Genomic DNA, 18,591 nt, shown 5'->3' with positions numbered 1-18,591 from the left:
CTTTCTCTTGGGCCGCGCCATGCACCGAAACCCGCGTGCCAGGCAAGCCGGCGGCTTGCGCCTGCCCATTCAGGCACTATTCAACGCCCTCCGGCCGTATCCGGCCAGAGAGGGCGCGGCAACGGCCCGATCATGCCATAGAGGCGACACATCTTGAGACGAGGCAGTTCAGGCCAGGCCATGCGCGGCATTTCCATCCTTCTTGCATCGACCCGCACCCTGCTGGTCACTGGTACTCTGCTGGCCATGCCGGCCATGGCATCGGCGCAGACCGCTTCGCAGGCCACCCCGCAGGCGGCACCCACGCAGCCCATCGTCTCGGCAGTGCCTACGCCGTCGCTGCCCACGCTCAATTCGCCGACGCCAGCCCCGGCGATCAAGCCGTCAGCACCTGCCGCGTCCACGCTCGTGCCGCTGCCCCAGGCGGGCACCCCGGCTGTGGTGCTGCCCCAAGGCACGCCAAACCGCACCGCGCCCACGCGCCGCCCGGCGGCGCAGCCCAAGCCGCCCGCGCCCGCGCCCGCAGCCGTGACCACACCCGCTGCATCGGCAACGCCCGCGCCGGAAACGACGCCAACGCCAAGCCTATCGCCTGTGCCCGAGCCATCACCCAGCGCCGCGCTGGAAGCGGCCACCGACACCCCGGCGCCCGAAACCAGCGCAACGCCTGCCCCGCTTGCCCCCGCCACCGCCAGCGATGGCGCCGCCACGGCATGGTGGCCCTGGGCCGCCGGCCTTGGCGCGCTTGCCGTGATCATCGCCGCGCTGGCGCTGCGCCGCCGCCGCGCCACCCCGGTGCAAGCGCAGCCCACGCCCGCCCCGGTGCCGGCGCCAAAGCCCACGCCCGCCGCTTCGCCGCCCGCGGCGCCGCCCCCCCTGCCCCTGCCGTCGCAGCCCCTGCCGCCGCAACCCGCGCCGCCACAGCCCGTACCGCCGCAGGCCGATCAGGCCGCACCAGGTCTTGAACTGGCCCTCTTGGCCGATCGGCTCAGTGCCACGCTGGTCAACGCCACGCTGTCCTGCCGCCTGGTGCTGACCAACCATGGCGCCGCGCCGCTGATCGACCTTGCGCTGTCGGGAGACATGACCTCGGCCCATGCCTCACGCCCGATGGACGAACAGCTGGGCCTGGCCGGGCCTGAATTGCCGCCACTGCGCCTGGTGGAGCAACTGGCGCCGGGCGAAAGCGTCACCGTCGCTGCGGAAATGCGCCTGCCGCTATCGTCCATCCTGACGATTCGCGCCGGCGCGGCGCAATTGTTCGTGCCGATCGTGCGCGCCAGCGTCTGGGCGACCAAGGCCGACGATGGCGGCGCGCAGCACGCCCACGGTGCGTTCCTGGTTGGCCAACCCGCCGCCCCAGGCGATCAGGCGGCGCGGCTGCAACCTTTCCGCCTGGACCAGGGTCCACGCGTGTTCGACGCGCTCGACCAGCGCGCGATGCCGCTGCCGGCGTTGTAATGCCGAAACGGCACACGTCGATTGGCCATTTTTGCAATCGACGCCACCGCGCTTGGGCTTTAAGTTCGGTCCCCAAAATGAACCCGCGCCAGACGGGTCGCACGCAGGCAGGAGAAATTCATGGAACCGCTGGTCTCCACCCAATGGCTCGCCAACGAGATGGGTGCGAGCGATCTGCGCATCGTTGATGCCAGTTGCTTTTTGCCCGAACACCGGCGCGATCCCGCGCTGGAATATGAAGCGTGCCATATTCCCGGCACGGTCTTCATGGATCTGGGCAACCTGGTAGACAGCGCCACCGGCCTGCCCAACACGCTGCCACCGGCGGAAAAATTCGCCAGCCGGATGCAAAGCCTGGGCCTGGGCGACGGCAGCCGGATCGTGCTTTACGATGACAGCCCGATCAAGTCGTCAACCCGCGCGTGGTTCCTGCTCACGCTGTTCGGCGCGCAGAACGTGGCCTTGCTCGATGGCGGGATCGCCAAGTGGAAGGCCGAAGGGCGGCCCTGTGCCCAAGGGCGCGAAACCCTGCGCCACCGCCATTTCACCGCCTGGAGCGACTTGCGTGCGCTGCGTTCCAAGGACCAGGTCATGGCCAACCTGGCCAGCCATGCCGAACAACTGGTCGATGCGCGCGGCGCCGGGCGCTTTACCGGCGAGGTCAAGGAAACCAACCCTGCGCTGGCCAGCGGCCACATCCCCGGCGCGCGCAACGTGCCTTATGCCAGCCTGTTTGCCCCCGATGGCACCTGGAAAAAGCCCGAAGGCCTGCGCGCCGCCTTTGCCGATGCCGGGGTCGATCTCGGCCGGCCGGTCATCGCCAGCTGCGGTTCGGGAATGACGGCCAATGTCGTGATCTTTGCCCTGCACCTGCTCGGCAAGAGCGACGTTGCACTTTACGATGGCAGCTGGAGCGAATGGGGCGCCGATCCCGCCACCCCGAAGGAAACCGGCCCGGCCACCTGCCTGGTAGACTGACGCAACGGTATGCGGGCTTTCGGATCGAGCGCAACTGTGCTTTGCACGCGGGCATGACTGCCCCTTCCGACACGCCGCCGCAAGACAGGCCGCTTCAAACCGCCACCCGAATCGTTGCCGCCGGCCGCCGTCCGGAATGGACCGGCACGGCCAGCCATCCCGCTGCGGTGGTCAATCCTCCGGTCTGGCGCGCGAGCACGCACCTTTACCCGGACATGGCCGCGCTGCGCAGCCATCCCGGCAATGCCGATGGGCATTTCTATTACGGCCGGCGCGGCGCGCCCACGCAATGGGCGCTTGCCGAAGCGCTGACCGAACTGGAACCGGGCGCGCAAGGTGGCGGCACCGTGCTTTATCCCTCCGGCGTCAGCGCGATTGCCGGCGCGCTGCTCACCGTGCTGCGCCCCGGCGACACCCTGCTGCTCACCGACAATGCCTATGAACCCAGCCGCGCCATGGCGCGTGGGCTGCTGGCCGATTTCGGGGTGAAGACGATCTGGTTCGATCCGATGGACACCACAGCGTTCGCCGCGCTGTGCCCCGGCGCTGCAGCCGTGCTGCTGGAAGCGCCGGGCAGCCTGACGATGGAAGTGCCCGACATGCCCGCCCTGATCGGCGCGGCCAAGGCGCAGGGGCTCACCGTCCTGGTGGACAACACCTGGGCTTCGCCTCTCGGCTTTGCCCCGCTGACCCATGGCGCCGATATCAGCATTGCATCGCTGACCAAGCACGTCAGCGGCCATTCCGACGTGGTCATGGGCAGCGCCACCGCCGCGGCCCCCTGGTATGGCAAGCTGCGGCTGCGCAGCCAGAACCTGGGCCTGGTGGTTTCGCCCGACGACGCGGCGATGATGCTGCGCGGCCTGCGCACCATGGGCCTGCGGCTGGAAGCGGCAACGGCGGCCGCGCTCAGCGTGGCGCAATGGCTGGCCACGCGGCCCGAAGTGGCGCGCGTGCTGTGCCCGATGCTGCCAGGATCGCCCGGCCATGAATATTGGCGGCGCGATTTCACCGGCGGGTGCGGCCTGTTCAGCTTCGTGCTCAAGGGCGGCACAGCCAAGGCGCGCGATGCCCTGATCGATGCGCTCACCTTGTTCGGCATCGGCTACAGCTTTGGCGGGTTCGAAAGCCTGGCCACCCCGGTCGATCCCGCCGCGATCCGCACGGCCAGCCCCTGGCCGCGTCCCGACATGGACAGCGCCGATCGCTTTGGCGTGCGCCTGGCCATCGGTCTGGAAGACGCGGGCGACCTGATCGCCGATCTGGAACAGGCCCTGGCCGCCTGGGCTGCCGCACAATGAGCTGGATGAGCCGCAAGGCGCACCACCAGGTAAACGATTTCCTCCAGTCGCTCGACGATCTGGGCTTTGATATCGGCCATTACCACATCTCGGTGTTCAACGCCGCCAAGATGGTGCTGGTGGTCGTGGCCATGTTCATGCTCGCCCGCCTGGGCAGCAAGCTGGCGCGCTATTTCTTTGCCCGCGCCACCAGTCTCGATTCCACCCAGCAGGTGCTGGGGGAAAAGATCGTCTCGCTCCTGGTCTGGGCGCTGGCGTTCTTCATGGGCATCGACCTGCTCGGCATCAATTTTACAGCGCTGACGGTCTTTTCCGGCGCCTTTGGCCTCGCCATCGGCTTTGGCCTGCAAAAGACCTTCGGCAACCTGATTGCCGGGCTGATCCTGTTGATGGACCGTTCGATCAAGCCCGGTGACGTGATCGCCATCAACGATGGCAAGGGCAACACCGTGGGCCAGGTGCGCAAGATCGGCATCCGGGCGGTTTCGGTGGCCACGCGCGATCACCGTGAATACCTGATTCCCAACGAAATCCTGATGACGACCCAGGTCGAAAACTGGTCGTACTCCAACACCCAGATCGTGCTGACCATCCCGATCAGCGTGGCCTATGGCACCGATATCGACCTGGCCGAAAAGCTGATGCTGGAGGCCGCCCGCGCCGCGCCGCGCGTGCTGGCCGAACCGGGGCCGTCGGTGGTGGTCACGGCGCTCGGCGTCAACGGGATCGAGATGGCGATCTATGTGACGATCGAAGATCCCGAAGAAGGCACGGCCAACGTGCGCAGCCAGGTGTTGCGCGCGCTGTGGCGGCTGTTCCAGCAGCACGGCGTGGAAGTGCCCTTTCCGCAATCGGACGTGCGCCTGCGCGATACCGCCGCGCTGCGGGCATTGCTTGAACCGGCGCCGCCGTCACAGCCAGACGCGGCGCACGGCCCGCAGTGATGCTCCGCCGCTGCGGCGTGGCCACTTGGGCCGGGCGATCCGCTGCGAAAGATAGATGCCGCCGTGGCCCGAGGCGAGATAGGCGCTGACGCAAGCCACGATCAGCGCCGGCGCCGCATCGATGCCGAACAGTTCCAGCCCCATCACCGCGCAGGCGACCGGGGTATTCGCCGCTGCACCGAACAGCGCGATCATGCCCATCGCGGCCATCAACGGCACCGGCAGCCCAAGCACGGGCGCCAAGGCGGAACCAAGCCCTGCACCGATGAAGAACAGCGGCGTCACTTCGCCGCCCTTGAACCCGGCGCTCAAGGTCGCCACGGTAAAGACCAGCTTGATCAGCCAGCTCCAGCGATCGGGCGGCGCCAAGAAGAAACCCGGCAGGGTCGGTGCACCCGGATGGGCCGAGAGCACGCCAAGGCCAAGATAGTCCTGCGTGCCGAACGCAAACGTCAGGCCAATCACCAGAGCCCCGCCGATTGCCGGGCGCCACAGCGGATTGGCCACAAAGCGCTTGTACAGGTCAGCAAAACCATGGTTCGCCTCGGCAAACAGGCGCGCCACGGCCCCGCTGGCCACGCCCACCAGTGCGGCCTTGGCCAAGAGCGTGGCAAAGCCGGCCAGATTGGCCAGCGGCTCGGTCAGCGGCAAATCGACGTGTGGATAGGGTGTGTGATGCACGCCCCACAGGCGGCAGGCGAAATCGCCGGCCAGCGCCGCCGCCAGGCACGGCACCAGCGCGGCCAGGTCCAACCCGCCGAGCGCCAGCACCTCGATCGCGAACACCGCACCGGCCAGCGGGGTGCCGAACACCGCACCAAAGCCGGCGGCCACGCCGCCCATCAACAGCAGGCGCCGCGCCTTGCCCGTCAGCGCCAGCCGATCGACCAGCCCGTGCGCCAGGCTGCCGCCCAGTTGCACCGCCGTCCCTTCGCGCCCGGCCGATCCACCGAACAGGTGCGTCGCCACCGTGCCGATCACCACCAGTGGCGCCATGGCCAGGGGCACGCCGCCGCCCGGCTCGTGAATTTCGTCCAGGATCAGGTTATTGCCGCCTTCGGCCCGCGCCCCGAACCGGCGATAGAGCCAGGCCACGCCCACCCCGCACAGCGGCAGGCCATAGAGCAGCCAGGACGCGGCGAAGCGTGTCCGCGTGGCCGCGTCCAGCGCCCACAGAAAGCCAGCGCAGGCCGTGCCCACAGCCAGGGCCATGGCAAGCAGCGCCAGCACGAAGCGAAGGCGGGTCATCAAGACGGGAGAACGGGTGAAAAATGCGCGCACGATTCCTCCTGTTGCACGGGCCGGCATGAACCATCATGGGGCCACTGGTTTCAGGTAGGAATCATCAGCCCTGGCGCCTTGCGGCGTGGCGGGCGGTTCGGCCAAAGGCCCGGCGGAAATCCATCGCCTTGGCCCGCGCTATGCCCAAGGCCCGCCGTTCGGTCAAGATGGTGCAGAATGCGAGGCTGCAAGGCGCGCTGTCAACGATCCGGCCAGGCTACGGCGCAGCCAGGCCGTGACAGGGGCGGCCCCCGCCCCTGCCCGCCATGGCGATCAGCGATAGCGCCAGCCGCGATGCCATTCGTGATAGCGCGGCCCATAGCCATGCCAGCCACGATAATAGCCATAGCCGTAGCCATAGACCGGCCGTTCGACTACGACCGTGCGCCCCATGGCATAGCAGCGGCCGTCCCAGGCGCGATACCAGCCCGCGCCACAACCATCGCGCGCCAGCGCCGGGGCCGTTGCCGCGAGGGAAGCGACCGCAACGGCCGCTGTCAGCAGGATCTTGTTCATATCAACCTCGTCTTGCCATTGATCCAGGCGTGTTTCCTGTGCCTGGTATGGGGTTGAACGCCGCAACGCCTGCTTTCCGTCGCTTCGTTTCGTCGCGGATGATACCGGATTGGGCGAACTCAGGGTCGTGGCAACGTGGCCAGTTGCTCGTCCCGCTGGGTGGCATGGCACACCACCTGGTCGCGCCCACGATCCTTGGCGCAATAGAGCGCTTCGTCGGCGCGCAGGACGGCGGCCGCCACGTCGCCATCGGTACAGGCGCTGATCCCGGCGGAAAAGGTGATGGCCCGGCCGCCAACCTGCCCGATCGGGGCCTGGCGCATGACCTGGGCAATGCGGCCCATGATCCGGCTGGCCTCTTCCTCCACGCAACCGGGCAGGAAGACCACGAATTCCTCGCCGCCCCAGCGCGCGACCAGGTCCACCCGGCGTGTCTGGCGCGACAGCAAGGCCGCCAGCGCGCCCAGGATGCGGTCGCCCTCGTCATGGCCCAGCGTGTCGTTGACCGACTTGAAGTAATCGACGTCGAGCAGCACCACGCAGCCGCGCACCCCGTCGTTGATCAGCGTGACGATCTCATCCAGGAAACCCCGCCGGTTGAGAATGCCGGTCAGCGCATCTTCCTGCGCCGCCACCACCAGCGCCTGGATCTGTGCCCCGGTGGACACGGCGGCGCGGTGCACGCCGGCATAGAGCGACTGGATCACATCCATTGCCGGCGGCAGCGCGGGGTTCTCGGCGGTGTTGAGACTTTGCGCCAGGACATGGATCGGATCGAGCAGCGCACCGATCCCCAGCAAGGCCATGATCGCGCCGATCACGGTGGCCAGCGTCAACAGCACGAATTCGGCCAGTTCGATGCGGCCTGTGGCAAGGCCCCAAGCGCAATAGCTGGCCAATGGCACGTGCGTGGTGACAAAGCACACCGTGAACAGCCGCAGCCGCAAGGAGCGCGGAAATATGAAAGACGTTGCGAGGTAGAAACGCATGATTGGTCCTCGGTGATCGGCCCGCCCGAGATTTATTGAACCCTGGCGCCCATGATCGGTGTGCGTAGATCAACAAATCTTTGGGGAAATTGGTTAAGTTGCGCCGGGCCAGCGGCGCGCCCAGCACCGCTGCAACCGCGCATAGCCGCCACTGCGGCGGCGCGGCGGTGCGTTAACCCATTGCCGCGAAATTGATCCTGTTCGACAAGCCGTGCTGCGGGCGCGAGCGGCCGTGCCGGGGCCGCCCTAAAGTTCGCCTAGCCCCTGCCCAATCCATTCTCGCTGGCAGGATGGCTTGGGTGGGGCCACATGCGCCACCATGACTGATCCCACACCTTGCGGAACCGTGTTCCTGGTCGGCGCCGGCCCCGGCGATCCCGATCTGCTGACCTTGCGCGCCGCGCGCCTGCTGATGAAGGCAAGGCTGGTGGTTCATGATGGCCTGGTCGATCCGGCCATCCTGGCGATGGTGCCGCGCGGTGCCCGGTTCATCTCGGTAGCCAAGCAACGCGCCCGCCACACCATGCCACAAGAGGCGATTAACGCGCTGCTGGTGGCAGAGGCGCAGGCCGGCCACGATGTGGTGCGCCTGAAAGGCGGCGATCCCTTTATCTTCGGGCGCGGCGGGGAAGAGGCGGAAGCCTGCCATGCCGCCGGGGTGCCCGTGCAGGTGGTGCCCGGCGTCAGCGCGGCACTGGGCGCGGCGGCATCGGCGCAGATCCCCCTCACCCACCGCGAGAACGCGTCGATCGTCTCATTCGTGGCGGGGCAATGCAAGGGCCTGTCGGATCAGAACTGGGCGGGCCTGGCAGGCGTTGGCCGCACCCTGGTGATCTACATGGGCGTGGCCACGGCCGCCGCCATTGCCGAAAAGCTGATGGCCGATGGCCTGGCGCCGACCATGCCGGTGGCCGTGATCGAAAATGCCTCGCGCCCGCAGATGCGCGTGGTAAGGGGCGCGCTGGCGGGCCTGGCCGATCTGGTGGCACGCGAACATATCAAGAGCCCGGCACTGATCGTCATTGGCGAAGTGACCGCGCGGGGAGATATCATGGAATTGCAGCAGGTGGTGGAGGCCGCGCGATGAGCGACAAGATCCCGGTGACGGACAAGATCAAAGTGATCACCGGCAGCGATCTGCGCACCGGCGACGTGATCTGGTGGACCGGTGAAGGCTGGTCGCGCCATGTCGACAACGCCGTGGCGGTAGATCACGATGCCGATGCCATCATCGCGCGCGAAAACGCCAAGCAGGTGGTGACCGACACCCATGTGATCGACGCCTTTGCCGGCCCGGACGGCACCGTGCGCCCGGCCCACATCAAGGATCGCATCCGCGCCCTTGGCCCCACCGTTCGCCTCGATCTTTCGCTCAAGCCTGCCGATCCGCAGGCCGGCACCTGGGTAATCTGACGATGTATCAATACGATCAACACGACCAGGCGATGGTCGATGCCCGCGTGGCCGAATTCCGTGGCCAGGTCGCGCGCCGCCTTTCGGGCGAACTGACCGAAGACCAGTTCAAGCCGCTGCGCCTCAAGAACGGGCTCTACCTGCAGCTCCACGCCTATATGCTGCGGGTTGCGGTGCCCTATGGCACGCTCAATTCCGCGCAGATGCGCGTGCTGGGCGATATCGCCGACAAGTACGACCGCGGCTATGGCCACTTCACCACGCGCCAGAACATCCAGTACAACTGGATCAAGCTGGCCGATGCCCCCGATATCCTGGCCGACCTCGCCAAGGTCCAGCTCCACGCGATCCAGACCAGCGGCAATTGCATCCGCAACACCACGTCGGATCACTTTGCCGGCGCTGCCGCCGACGAAGTGGCCGATCCGCGCCCCTATGCCGAACTGCTGCGCCAGTGGTCCACGTTCCACCCGGAATTCGATTACCTGCCGCGCAAGTTCAAGGTGGCGATCATCGCCAGTGACACCGACCGCGCGGCCATGCGCCTGCACGACATCGGCATCCAGATCGTGAAGAACGAAGCGGGCGAAATCGGCTGCAAGTTCTTTGCCGGCGGCGGCATGGGCCGCACCCCGATGATCGCGCCGTGCATTGCCGAATTCGTGCCCCCGCTGCAGATGATCAGCTTTCTCGAAGCGGCCCTGCGCGTCTACAACCGCCACGGCCGGCGCGACAACAAGTACAAGGCGCGGATCAAGATCCTCGTCCATGAAATCGGCGTGGCCGAATACAGCCGCCAGGTGCAGGAAGAGTTCGCCCACATCCTCACCCAGGGCCTCGAACCGCCGCCAGAAGAACTCGAACGCATCAAGGCGATGTTCGCCGACCCTGGCCTGGAAAGCGGCCTGCTTGACGATCTGGACCTCAGCGATCCCGATTTCGCGCTGTGGGTGGATCAGAACGTCCACGCCCACAAGCAGCCGGGCTATGCCATCGTCACGATCAGCCTCAAGCCGACCGGCGGCATTCCCGGTGACGCCAGCGCCGACCAGATCCGCCTGATGGCCGATCTGGCGCGCGACCACAGCCTCGATGAACTGCGCGTCAGCCACGCGCAGAACATCGTGCTGCCCCACGTGAAGAAGGCCGATCTCTATCGCGTCTGGCAGGCGCTTGATGCAGCGGGCCTCGCCACGCCCAACCTTGACTTGATCACCGACATCATCGCCTGCCCGGGCCTGGATTACTGCGCGCTCGCCAATGCCCGCTCGATCCCCCTGGCGCAAAAGATCACCGATCGCTTTGCCGACGTTGGCCGCCAGCGTGAGCTGGGTGAGCTGAAGCTCAAGATCTCGGGCTGCATCAACGCCTGTGGGCACCACCACGCCGGCCACATCGGCATCCTCGGCGTGGATCGCAAGGGCGTTGAAAACTACCAGCTTTTGCTTGGCGGGGCGGAAAGCGCCGATACCTCACTCGGCACCATCACCGGGCCGGGCTTCTCCGAAGACGGCGTGGTCGATGCCATCGAAAAGGTGACCGACGTCTATCTCGCCCGCCGCGATGCCGGGGAACGCTTCCTCGATACCTATCGCCGCATCGGCATGGCCCCGTTCAAGGAGGCGATCTATGGTTGAGTCCGTCCTGCGCTATCGCGATGACGAGCCGGTGGGCGATCCGGCCGTGACCGTCGATTCCTTTGCCGCGCAAGGCAATGCCACGGCCGTGCGGATCGAGCCGGGCGATGATGCCCTGGCCTTGCTGCCCTACCTCGATCGCATCGCGCTGATCGAAGTGAACTTCCCCAACTATGCCGACGGGCGTGGCTATTCGGCCGCCCGCAGCTTGCGCGAACGCGGCTATACCGGCGAATTGCGCGCCGTGGGCGATGTGCTGGTCGATCAGCTTTCGCACATGCGGCGCTGCGGCTTCGATTCCTTTGCGCCGGAAAAGCCGATCAGCGCAGAGCAGGCCGAAGCCGCCTTTGCCACCTGGAGCGAAGTCTACCAGAAGACCGTCGATGGCCGCGCGCCGATCTGGGCCGCCCGCCACGGCAAGCAAGGGGCCTGAAGCCATGGCCAGCCCCGCCCGCACGCCCGACATCCTCGACACCGCGCCGCGCTTTACCGCGGATGACGTGGCCGCGCTCAACGCGCGGTTTGCGCAGGCCAGCACGCAAGAAATGCTGGCGGCGGTGCTGGGTGAAGGGCTTGCCGGCCGGGTGGCCGTCGTCTCCAGCTTCGGCGCGGAAAGTGCGGTGCTGCTACACCTGGTGGCCCAGGTCGATCCGGCCACGCCCGTGCTGTTCCTCGATACGCACAAGCATTTCCCCGAGACGCTGGCCTATCGCGATGCTCTGGTGGCGCAGCTTGGGCTGACCAATCTCGTCGTGCTCGAACCCGATGCCGCGGTGATCGCGAAAAAGGACGAAGCCGGCCTGCGCTGGTCTTGGGACCCGGATGGCTGCTGCGAAATCCGCAAGGTGGTGCCGCTGGCCAAGGCCCTGACCGGGCTGGATGCCACGATCACCGGGCGTAAGGGCTTCCAGTCGTCGACCCGCGCCGGCCTGCCCCGGTTCGAGCTGGACAGCAGCGATGCGGCCGGCCGCCTCAAGATCAATCCGCTCGCCAGTTGGACCAAGGACGCGCTGGAAGCCTATTTCACCGTCCATGGCCTGCCCCATCACCCGCTGGTGGCCCAGGGCTATCCGTCGATCGGCTGCGCCCCCTGCACCAGCAAGGTGGCGCCGGGCGAAGACCCGCGCTCGGGCCGTTGGAAAGGCTGGGACAAGACCGAATGCGGCATCCACGTGCCCGGCGCCAAGGACGACGACGAGAGCAAAGGTGGGGGCGAACTCCCCCCCGGCTACGAACCGGTGTTTTGATCAAACCGCAATAACCGCAACGATAAATTTCATCGTTGCGCCGGGCTTGATCCCGCGCCTCGCTTTGGCCAAGGCCGGCGCAGCCCCCCGCCAGGAAAGCCCCGCCCTTGACCGAAGAGATCACCCCGCTGCGCCGCCGCCTGATCATGTGGCTGGTCACCGGCGCGCTGTTCATGGAAATTCTCGACGGCACCATCCTTACCACCGCCCTGCCGTCGATGGCACAGACCTTCCGCACCACGGCGGTGGCGCTCGATATCGGCATCTCGGCCTATCTGCTCGCGCTGGGCGTGCTGATCCCGGCTAGCAGCTGGCTGGCAGACCGTTTCGGCTCGCGCCGCGTCTTCGTCACCGCGATCGCCATCTTCACCCTGGCTTCGGCACTGTGCGGCCAGGCGCAATCGGTGCCGGAATTCGTTGCCCTGCGCGTGTTCCAGGGCGTTGGCGGCGCCATGATGACCCCGGTTGGGCGGCTGGTGGTGATGCGCCACACCCCGCGCGACCAGTTGATCGCAACGCTGTCTGCGCTCATCTGGCCCGCGCTGTTTGCCCCCGTGGTCGGCCCGCCGGTGGGCGGCTTCATCACCGAACACCTTGGCTGGCGCTGGATCTTCTATTTCAACGTGCCGCTGGGCATCGTGGCGCTGGCTGCGGCGCTGTGGCTGATCCCCGATGTGCGCGGTGAACGCCGCCGGTTCGACTGGACGGGCTTTGCCCTCACCGCCGTGGGCGTGTTTGCCCTGCAGATCGGCTTCGAACACAGCGCCCGCCGGATCGACGCGCTGGGCCTGGGCCTTGTCGCCGCCGGCCTTGCCGTGCTTGCTGTCACCATGGCCCACTTGCGGCGCAGCGCCAATCCGCTGCTCGATCTGGCCGCGCTCAGGACGCCATCGTTCCGCGCGGCGGTCAGCGGCGGCACGCTCACCCGCATGGCGATCGGCGCGGTTCCGTTCCTGCTGCCGCTGATGATGCAGGCCGGCTTCGGATTTGGCGCGGTGCACGCCGGCCTGTTCGTGGTGGCGCTGTTTGCCGGGGACATCACGATGAAAGCCATGGTGGAACGCATCCTGCGCCGCTTTGGCCACCGCCCCGTGCTGATCGTCAACGGTGTCCTGTGCGCCGCCTCGCTGGTTTCACTTGCGGCGATCGGCCCCCACTCCCCTGCGCCGCTGGTGGCCGTGCTGCTCTATATCAACGGCCTGGGGCGCTCGCTCCAGTTCTCCACCCTCTCCACCCTCGCGTTCGCCGATGTGGATTCCGCCGCGATGGGTGACGCCAACGGCCTGTTCAACACCATCCTGCAACTGGGCGCCGCTGCTGGCGTGACTGCGGCAGCGATGAGCGTGCACGCGGGTGAAGCCCTCGCCGGCACGCTGGGCCTTGCGGGCGCCGGGGCGGATTACCGCTTCGCGTTCATCGCGATGGCGGTCCTGTCACTGGGCGGCCTGATCAGCGCGCTACGGCTGCCGCACGAGGCGGGACGGGCCCTGACCGCAGGCTAATAGCGGGCACTGCCGCGTTGCCCCACAGCCGCCTGGGAACGGCCTGGGTCACGTCTCGTTTTCGATTGCATAGCAAGAGGAAACGACCATGGCCGAAACGCTCCGCAAAGGCACCAAGGTAAAATGGAACAGCAGTGGCGGCACCGCGCACGGCAAGGTCGTGAAAAAGGTCACCAGCGAGACCAGGATCAAGGGCCACAAGGTTGCCGCGTCGCCGGATAACCCGCAGGTAATCGTCGAAACGGACGAAGGCGCGCGCGCGGCGCACAAACCCCAGGCCTTGAGCAAGGAGTGAGGCATGGCGACCCAGAGCTTCACGCCCACGCACAAGATGGCGGCCAACGCCAAGCGCGGTCTCAGGCTGCGTGAAAAGTTCAACCGGGGCGGAACGGACGTGGGCGTCAAGCGCGCGCACCAGCTGGCCGAACGCCGCACCGTCAGCGAAAAAGACGTCAAGGCGATGGCAAGCTATTTCGCGCGCCATGCCGTCGACAAGAGCGGTCAAAGCCACCAGTGGGACAGCGACGACGATCCCTCCGCCGGTTTCATCGCCTGGCTGTTGTGGGGTGGCGATGAAGGCAAGCGCTGGGCAGAGGCAAAGCGGAAATCGCTGGACGAAGCCTAAGGCCTGCCTGCGGCTTGCAGGGCAACCGAAGCAGGACGTTAAACGCGCCGCCGCCCGCAAAACGCAATCGCGCGCCCGCGGGATAGCGCCAGTCCGCGATCACCCCCTGCCGCGCAGCTGCGTTGGCGCTGATTGGCGCGGCGTTCGTCCAGATCAGGATCGTTCCGGCCATGGCCTGCGCGCAGGCTCGCGCGGATGGGCCGGCAATGCAAGGACGACGCAGGCGGGCGCGGCCTTGCCCCTTACAGCCAGCCCTCTTCCTTGTACCACGCTCCCGTTGCATGCAGGCCCAGCGTGGTTTCCACTTGCGGTTCCCACAGGCTGGCGGGTGGCCGCGCGCCGTCGCTCACAGTCCAATCGGGGTGGCACATATAGCCCACGCGATCGAGCGTGAGCTTGGCCTTGTCCTTGCGAGCCCAGCGATCGGCCTTGGCGGCCCATTCCAGCACGCCGCGCGGCAGGGGCAGCGGCTTGACCCGCTTGCCCACCGCCAAGCCGATGGCCCGGGCCAAGTCGGTGTGGCTCCAGCCGCCGGGCACGCCATCGTCGGGCTCGAATGTCTGGCTCGTTACGTCTTCGCCACCCGGCACGAGAGCCAGCAGCAGCCGCGCCAGATCACTGACGTGAATGATCGAAGCGCGCCCTTCGGGCGGCAGGGGCACCAGCCCCTTGCGCGCCAACTTGAACAGTTCGAACATCTCGGTGTCGCGCGGGCCATAGATCGCCGGCGGGCGCACCACGGTCCAATCCAGGCTGGACGCGCGCACGATCATCTCGCCCTTGCGCTTGCTGGCACCATAGACCGAAAGCTGCGGTTCGCGCGCCGAAAGCGAGGAGACGTGGATGAACCGCTCCACCCCGCCGGCGAGCGCCGCGTTGACCACATTGAGCGTGCCCGACACGTTGCCGGCGTGAAAGCCGGCTTCATCGGGCGCGTTCACCACCCCGGCAATATGCAGCACCACACCCGCGCCCCGCACCAGCCGCTTGAGCGCCGCGCTATCGTGCAGATCGCCCATCACCCATTCCACGCCACCACGCGCCGGCTGCGGGCGGCGGGTCAGCGCGCGCACGTCGATCCCGCAGCGCGCTGCCTGTTCCAGCACCGCCTGGCCAACAAAGCCGGTGGCCCCGGTGATCGCCAGCAATTCGCCGGGCCTTTGGCGCAGGGCCATCATGTGCGGCCCCTCACAACAGCACCATCTGGTCCCGATGGATCAGCGCCGAGCGCGGGGCATAGCCCAGGATTGCTTCATGGGCGGAAGACGGATGGCCCAGCAGGCGCGCCGCTTCGGCCGCATCGTATTCCGCCAACCCGCGCGCCAGGGTCTGCCCATCGGGGCCCAGCACGGCAACCACATCGCCACGTGCGAAATCGCCGGCAATGCCCGTGACCCCGGCAGCAAGCAGGCTCGATCCCCGTGCCAAAGCCGCCGCGGCACCCGCATCGACCGTCACCGTGCCGCGCATGCGCAGCCGCCCACCCAGCCAGGCCTTGCGCGCGGTGTGGCGGCGGCGCGGCAGGAACAGCGTGCCACGCGTGGTGCCAAACGCAGCGGCAATCGGCGAAACCGGCTGCCCGTCGATGATCGCCAGGGCCATGCCGGCCATTTCGGCAATTTCGGCCGCCTGCAGTTTCGACGTCATGCCGCCCGATCCCAGGCCGGACGAGGAGCCACCCGTGGCCATGGCGTGAATTTCGGGCGTCACCCCCTGCACCACGGGAATGCGCACGGCATCGGGCAGGCGCGGATCGCGATCATAGAGCCCGTCGATGTCGGACAGCAGCAGCACGCCCTGCGCGGCAGCGGCCTGGCCCACCCGCGCCGCCAGCCGGTCATTGTCGCCAAAGCGGATTTCCTGGGTCGCCACCGAATCGTTTTCGTTGATCACCGGCACCGCACCAGCGGCCAGCAGCCGGCCCAGCGTGGCCGTGACATTGAGATAGCGGCGGCGGTCTTCCAGGTCTTCCAGCGTCAGCAAGATCTGCGCGGCGGTGATGCCGTGGCCGGCCAGCAGTTCGGCCCACAACCCCGCCAGCGCAATCTGCCCAACCGAGGCAGAGGCTTGTGCATCGGCCAGGCTGCCCCGCCCGCCCTTGGCCAGGCCCAGCTTGCGCGCGCCCAGCGCAATCGCGCCCGAAGATACCACGATCACCTGCTGCCCCGCCTCGCGCGCGGCGGCGATTTCAGCCACCAGCGCCGCCAGCCATTCGCGGCGTGGCTGCCCGTCCTTCCCCACCAGCAAAGCCGAGCCGACCTTGATCACAAGGCGGGGGCAAAGGGCGGGATCGGCGAGATGGGAAAGCTGGCGAATGCGCATGATCGGCGCGGCTTAGGCCAAATGGCCGGGCAGGTGAAGGGCGCTTGAAGGAATTGTGACACGGTTGGGCTTGGGGGGTGTGGCTCAGGTTGCACCTGGCCCCACACCACCCCCAACCCCAAACATCAGAACGGCGACCAGGGCTTGGCGTCGGCCGCATCTTCCACTTCGCCCGAGGGCCGCTCCGTCGCGGTGGCGGCAGGCAGATGGTCGAGCACGGCGTCGAGCAAGTCATCCATGCCCTTGCCGGTCGCGCCGGAAATCGGGAACACCCGCGTCGCGCCGGCCTCGATCAACTCGCGCGAGAACGCGCGCACCAGTTCGGCATCGACCAGATCGATCTTGTTGAGCGCCACCAGACGCGGCTTGTCTTCCAGGCCGGCGCCATAGGCTTCGAGTTCGTCTTCCACGATCTGCAACGCCTCGGCCGGATCGGTGCCGTGAATGTCGATCAGGTGGATCAGCACGCGGCAACGCTCGATATGGCCCAGGAAACGATCCCCGATCCCCGCCCCTTCGGCCGCGCCCGCAATCAGGCCGGGAATGTCGGCCAGCACGAATTCACGCGCGCGGTGGCGCACTACGCCCAGTTGCGGACGCGTCGTGGTGAACGCGTAATCGCCCACTTTGGCCTTGGTGTTGGTGATCTGGTTGATGAAGGTGGATTTGCCCGCGTTGGGCAGGCCCACCAGCCCGGCATCGGCCAAAAGCTTGAGCCGCAGCCACACATACATTTCATCGCCCGGCCAGCCCGGCCCGCACTGGCGCGGGGCGCGGTTGGTGGACGATTTGAACGAAAGGTTGCCGCGTCCGCCATCGCCGCCGCGCAGCAGCACCACGCGCTGCCCCGGCTCGGTGAGATCGAGCAGCACGTTTTCGCGATCGTCATCCAGCACTTGCGTGCCCACCGGCACTTTGATCACCAGATCGTTGCCGCCCGCGCCGGTGCGGTTCTTGCCCGCGCCGCCATGGCCGCGCTGCGCCTTGAAATGCTGGGTATAGCGGAAGTCGATCAGGGTATTGAGCCCGGTCACCGCCTCGAAAATGATGTCGCCGCCCTTGCCGCCATCGCCGCCATCGGGGCCGCCGTATTCGACGTATTTCTCGCGGCGGAAGCTGACCGCACCGGGGCCACCCTGCCCTGAGCGGATGAAGATCTTGGCCTGGTCGAGAAAATGCATGGCGTTTAAATCCGGCAGTCCTGAAATGGCGCCGCCGGCGCGCCTTTTCAGCAAACGCCGATTGCGCCAAGGCCCGCTTTGCCCACCCGGCCCGTCGGCTGATGGCGCGTCGGAATTCAGGCTGGCTGCAGGCTGGCGAGCATGGGGACCGGAAATGGAACCGATCCGTTCAATTTTATACTGGTGGAGCCGAGGGGGATCGAACCCCTGACCTCGTCATTGCGAACGACGCGCTCTCCCAGCTGAGCTACGGCCCCGTTCCAGTATCTTCCAAAGCGGGATCGCCAAGGCGTCCCTCGCTTCGGGAGCGCCGCCATTAGCGCAGAGGCATGGCGGCGCCAAGAGCAAATTTCGATCTTTTTTAGAGCGCCCCGGTGGCCGGCGCGGGCGTGGCGCCCTGGTTGGTGCCCTCGCTCGCCACGACCGGAATGACCAGCCGCGTCCCAGGCTGGGCATCGCCATATTGCGTGCGCCAGATGGCCAGATCGGTGCGGTACTGGTCGTACCGGCGATAGAACGCGTCGAACACGATCTCGATATTGGGCAGGCTGCGCACGGCGAAAGATTCCAGCTCCGCCGGGGGAATGGTGGCCGCGTCGCGCGCAACGGCCAGTGTGGCGTCGCAGAAGTCGCTCATCGTGGGCGGCAGGGCGTAGTGGTTGTAAACGGCGGTCATGTACTGTTCGCGCGGGGCGATAAACTGTGCGCCGAACTTGGCCTTGAATTCCTGATCCACCGTCTTGTTGGCCTTGTCCAACATCTTGGCGTGGGATTTCAGGAACGTGCGATAGAGCGGCAGCAGATCGGCATGGCGTGCGCCTGTGCAATTGAGCGCGGCGACGTTGTAGGCCGAACGCAGGTTCCACACCATCTGCGCCGGGGTGATGTTGCGGTTGACCGATTCGCGCAGGCCCGTGGCCGCCAGCGGCGGCACGGTGAGATTGGCACTGGCACCATTGGGCGGCGTGGGCCGCGCCGGCACGATCACCACCTTGGGCGGCGGGGGCGGCGGCGGAGGGGGCGGCGGCGGGGCCTTGGCAGCGCAGCCGGCCAGGGCCATACCCAGCGCAGCGGTCAGCGCGTAGGCGCAAATCCGTGTCCGGCGTCGGTGCAACATGGCCATTTCCCCCCTTTGATTTTCAACACTGTTTTTGGCGCTGGTGCGCAACATTCCCACCATGGCAGACCCCGGAT

At 67.2% G+C, this 18,591-nt stretch carries 19 protein-coding genes, 1 tRNA gene and 1 riboswitch; of the genes, 12 read left to right on the top strand and 8 right to left on the bottom strand.

What is annotated here, in order from left to right; all coding sequences use genetic code 11:
- Nucleotides 1-180 precede the first annotated feature (180 nt).
- The 4 genes from FHW94_RS16360 to FHW94_RS16345 all read left to right on the top strand — a co-directional run bounded on the left by FHW94_RS16360 (nt 181) and on the right by FHW94_RS16345 (nt 4,684).
- Nucleotides 181-1,461, top strand: a complete 1,281-nt coding sequence (locus FHW94_RS16360; RefSeq protein WP_168556885.1) for a hypothetical protein — start codon at nt 181-183, stop codon at nt 1,459-1,461.
- Nucleotides 1,462-1,581: 120 nt separating this feature from the next.
- Nucleotides 1,582-2,439, top strand: a complete 858-nt coding sequence (gene sseA, locus FHW94_RS16355; RefSeq protein ID WP_168556884.1) for a 3-mercaptopyruvate sulfurtransferase — start codon at nt 1,582-1,584, stop codon at nt 2,437-2,439.
- A gap of 53 nt (nt 2,440-2,492) precedes the next feature.
- Nucleotides 2,493-3,740, top strand: coding sequence for a cystathionine beta-lyase (gene metC, locus FHW94_RS16350; protein ID WP_168556883.1), 1,248 nt, complete (start codon nt 2,493-2,495; stop codon nt 3,738-3,740).
- Nucleotides 3,737-4,684, top strand: coding sequence for a mechanosensitive ion channel domain-containing protein (locus FHW94_RS16345; protein WP_168556882.1), 948 nt, complete (start codon nt 3,737-3,739; stop codon nt 4,682-4,684). Before metC ends, FHW94_RS16345 begins: the two co-directional genes overlap by 4 nt.
- Here FHW94_RS16345 and FHW94_RS16340 read toward each other — a convergent pair.
- From FHW94_RS16340 to FHW94_RS16330, 3 genes are all read right to left on the bottom strand, one after another.
- Nucleotides 4,652-5,932 (bottom strand): chloride channel protein, encoded by a 1,281-nt coding sequence (locus FHW94_RS16340; protein ID WP_246866183.1) that lies wholly within the window; start codon nt 5,930-5,932, stop codon nt 4,652-4,654. The two genes, FHW94_RS16345 and FHW94_RS16340, sit on opposite strands and share 33 nt — an antisense overlap.
- A gap of 81 nt (nt 5,933-6,013) precedes the next feature.
- Nucleotides 6,014-6,102: riboswitch (Fluoride riboswitch) on the bottom strand.
- Nucleotides 6,103-6,238: 136 nt separating this feature from the next.
- Nucleotides 6,239-6,481, bottom strand: a complete 243-nt coding sequence (locus tag FHW94_RS16335) for a hypothetical protein (protein WP_168556880.1) — start codon at nt 6,479-6,481, stop codon at nt 6,239-6,241.
- 119 nt (nt 6,482-6,600) lie between these two features.
- A complete protein-coding gene (locus tag FHW94_RS16330) occupies nt 6,601-7,470 on the bottom strand; it encodes a GGDEF domain-containing protein (RefSeq protein ID WP_168556879.1) in 870 nt (289 codons plus the stop codon).
- Nucleotides 7,471-7,789: 319 nt separating this feature from the next.
- Between FHW94_RS16330 and cobA the strand changes: the two genes are divergently transcribed.
- From cobA to FHW94_RS16290, 8 genes are all read left to right on the top strand, one after another.
- The gene (gene cobA, locus FHW94_RS16325) at nt 7,790-8,557 is read left to right on the top strand and encodes a uroporphyrinogen-III C-methyltransferase (protein ID WP_168556878.1); all 768 of its coding nucleotides are present in this window, start codon (nt 7,790-7,792) and stop codon (nt 8,555-8,557) included.
- A 26-nt stretch (nt 8,558-8,583) separates the two neighbouring features.
- Nucleotides 8,584-8,883 carry a DUF2849 domain-containing protein gene (locus tag FHW94_RS16320; protein WP_168557013.1) on the top strand — a complete coding sequence of 100 codons (300 nt, stop codon included), beginning with the start codon at nt 8,584-8,586 and terminating at the stop codon, nt 8,881-8,883.
- A gap of 2 nt (nt 8,884-8,885) precedes the next feature.
- A complete protein-coding gene (locus FHW94_RS16315; protein WP_168556877.1) occupies nt 8,886-10,520 on the top strand; it encodes a nitrite/sulfite reductase in 1,635 nt (544 codons plus the stop codon).
- Nucleotides 10,513-10,953 (top strand): DUF934 domain-containing protein, encoded by a 441-nt coding sequence (locus FHW94_RS16310; protein WP_168556876.1) that lies wholly within the window; start codon nt 10,513-10,515, stop codon nt 10,951-10,953. The genes FHW94_RS16315 and FHW94_RS16310 overlap by 8 nt, the downstream gene beginning before the upstream one ends.
- Nucleotides 10,954-10,957: 4 nt before the next feature.
- Nucleotides 10,958-11,767 carry a phosphoadenylyl-sulfate reductase gene (locus FHW94_RS16305; protein WP_168556875.1) on the top strand — a complete coding sequence of 270 codons (810 nt, stop codon included), beginning with the start codon at nt 10,958-10,960 and terminating at the stop codon, nt 11,765-11,767.
- Between the two features lie 107 nt (nt 11,768-11,874).
- Nucleotides 11,875-13,269: an MFS transporter gene (locus FHW94_RS16300; RefSeq protein WP_210425700.1), complete on the top strand. Its 1,395-nt coding sequence runs from the start codon at nt 11,875-11,877 to the stop codon at nt 13,267-13,269.
- A gap of 88 nt (nt 13,270-13,357) precedes the next feature.
- Nucleotides 13,358-13,564 carry a DUF2945 domain-containing protein gene (locus FHW94_RS16295; RefSeq protein ID WP_168556874.1) on the top strand — a complete coding sequence of 69 codons (207 nt, stop codon included), beginning with the start codon at nt 13,358-13,360 and terminating at the stop codon, nt 13,562-13,564.
- Nucleotides 13,565-13,567: 3 nt separating this feature from the next.
- Complete coding sequence (locus FHW94_RS16290; RefSeq protein WP_168556873.1) at nt 13,568-13,894, top strand: hypothetical protein; 327 nt, start codon at nt 13,568-13,570, stop codon at nt 13,892-13,894.
- A gap of 242 nt (nt 13,895-14,136) precedes the next feature.
- On the opposite strand, the gene FHW94_RS16285 is transcribed toward FHW94_RS16290, so the two are convergent.
- From FHW94_RS16285 to FHW94_RS16265, 5 genes are all read right to left on the bottom strand, one after another.
- Nucleotides 14,137-15,072 (bottom strand): NAD(P)-dependent oxidoreductase, encoded by a 936-nt coding sequence (locus tag FHW94_RS16285; protein ID WP_168556872.1) that lies wholly within the window; start codon nt 15,070-15,072, stop codon nt 14,137-14,139.
- A 10-nt stretch (nt 15,073-15,082) separates the two neighbouring features.
- The gene (gene proB, locus FHW94_RS16280; RefSeq protein ID WP_168556871.1) at nt 15,083-16,216 is read right to left on the bottom strand and encodes a glutamate 5-kinase; all 1,134 of its coding nucleotides are present in this window, start codon (nt 16,214-16,216) and stop codon (nt 15,083-15,085) included.
- Nucleotides 16,217-16,341: 125 nt separating this feature from the next.
- The gene (gene obgE, locus FHW94_RS16275) at nt 16,342-17,397 is read right to left on the bottom strand and encodes a GTPase ObgE (RefSeq protein WP_168556870.1); all 1,056 of its coding nucleotides are present in this window, start codon (nt 17,395-17,397) and stop codon (nt 16,342-16,344) included.
- A gap of 181 nt (nt 17,398-17,578) precedes the next feature.
- A tRNA-Ala gene (locus FHW94_RS16270) sits at nt 17,579-17,654 on the bottom strand.
- 104 nt (nt 17,655-17,758) lie between these two features.
- Nucleotides 17,759-18,514 (bottom strand): hypothetical protein, encoded by a 756-nt coding sequence (locus tag FHW94_RS16265; RefSeq protein WP_168556869.1) that lies wholly within the window; start codon nt 18,512-18,514, stop codon nt 17,759-17,761.
- Nucleotides 18,515-18,591: the final 77 nt, after the last annotated feature.

It is taken from the genome of Novosphingobium sp. SG720 (genome assembly GCF_012275365.1).
In the GTDB taxonomy this organism is placed as follows: Bacteria; Pseudomonadota; Alphaproteobacteria; order Sphingomonadales; family Sphingomonadaceae; genus Novosphingobium; species Novosphingobium rhizosphaerae.
Note: the sequence above shows the minus strand (reverse complement) of the source record. Positions and strands in the feature narration are given on the sequence as shown.

Bases quoted from the DNA above. Each gene is read 5' to 3' on its own strand.
- FHW94_RS16360 (WP_168556885.1), top strand. From the start codon at position 181: ATGCGCGGCATTTCCATCCTTCTTGCATCGACCCGCACCCTGCTGGTC.
- sseA (WP_168556884.1), top strand. From the start codon at position 1,582: ATGGAACCGCTGGTCTCCACCCAATGGCTCGCCAACGAGATGGGTGCG.
- metC (WP_168556883.1), top strand. From the start codon at position 2,493: ATGACTGCCCCTTCCGACACGCCGCCGCAAGACAGGCCGCTTCAAACC.
- FHW94_RS16345 (WP_168556882.1), top strand. From the start codon at position 3,737: ATGAGCTGGATGAGCCGCAAGGCGCACCACCAGGTAAACGATTTCCTC.
- FHW94_RS16340 (WP_246866183.1), bottom strand. From the start codon at position 5,932: ATGACCCGCCTTCGCTTCGTGCTGGCGCTGCTTGCCATGGCCCTGGCT.
- FHW94_RS16335 (WP_168556880.1), bottom strand. From the start codon at position 6,481: ATGAACAAGATCCTGCTGACAGCGGCCGTTGCGGTCGCTTCCCTCGCG.
- FHW94_RS16330 (WP_168556879.1), bottom strand. From the start codon at position 7,470: ATGCGTTTCTACCTCGCAACGTCTTTCATATTTCCGCGCTCCTTGCGG.
- cobA (WP_168556878.1), top strand. From the start codon at position 7,790: ATGACTGATCCCACACCTTGCGGAACCGTGTTCCTGGTCGGCGCCGGC.
- FHW94_RS16315 (WP_168556877.1), top strand. From the start codon at position 8,886: ATGTATCAATACGATCAACACGACCAGGCGATGGTCGATGCCCGCGTG.
- FHW94_RS16310 (WP_168556876.1), top strand. From the start codon at position 10,513: ATGGTTGAGTCCGTCCTGCGCTATCGCGATGACGAGCCGGTGGGCGAT.
- FHW94_RS16305 (WP_168556875.1), top strand. From the start codon at position 10,958: ATGGCCAGCCCCGCCCGCACGCCCGACATCCTCGACACCGCGCCGCGC.
- FHW94_RS16295 (WP_168556874.1), top strand. From the start codon at position 13,358: ATGGCCGAAACGCTCCGCAAAGGCACCAAGGTAAAATGGAACAGCAGT.
- FHW94_RS16290 (WP_168556873.1), top strand. From the start codon at position 13,568: ATGGCGACCCAGAGCTTCACGCCCACGCACAAGATGGCGGCCAACGCC.
- FHW94_RS16285 (WP_168556872.1), bottom strand. From the start codon at position 15,072: ATGATGGCCCTGCGCCAAAGGCCCGGCGAATTGCTGGCGATCACCGGG.
- proB (WP_168556871.1), bottom strand. From the start codon at position 16,216: ATGCGCATTCGCCAGCTTTCCCATCTCGCCGATCCCGCCCTTTGCCCC.
- obgE (WP_168556870.1), bottom strand. From the start codon at position 17,397: ATGCATTTTCTCGACCAGGCCAAGATCTTCATCCGCTCAGGGCAGGGT.
- FHW94_RS16265 (WP_168556869.1), bottom strand. From the start codon at position 18,514: ATGTTGCACCGACGCCGGACACGGATTTGCGCCTACGCGCTGACCGCT.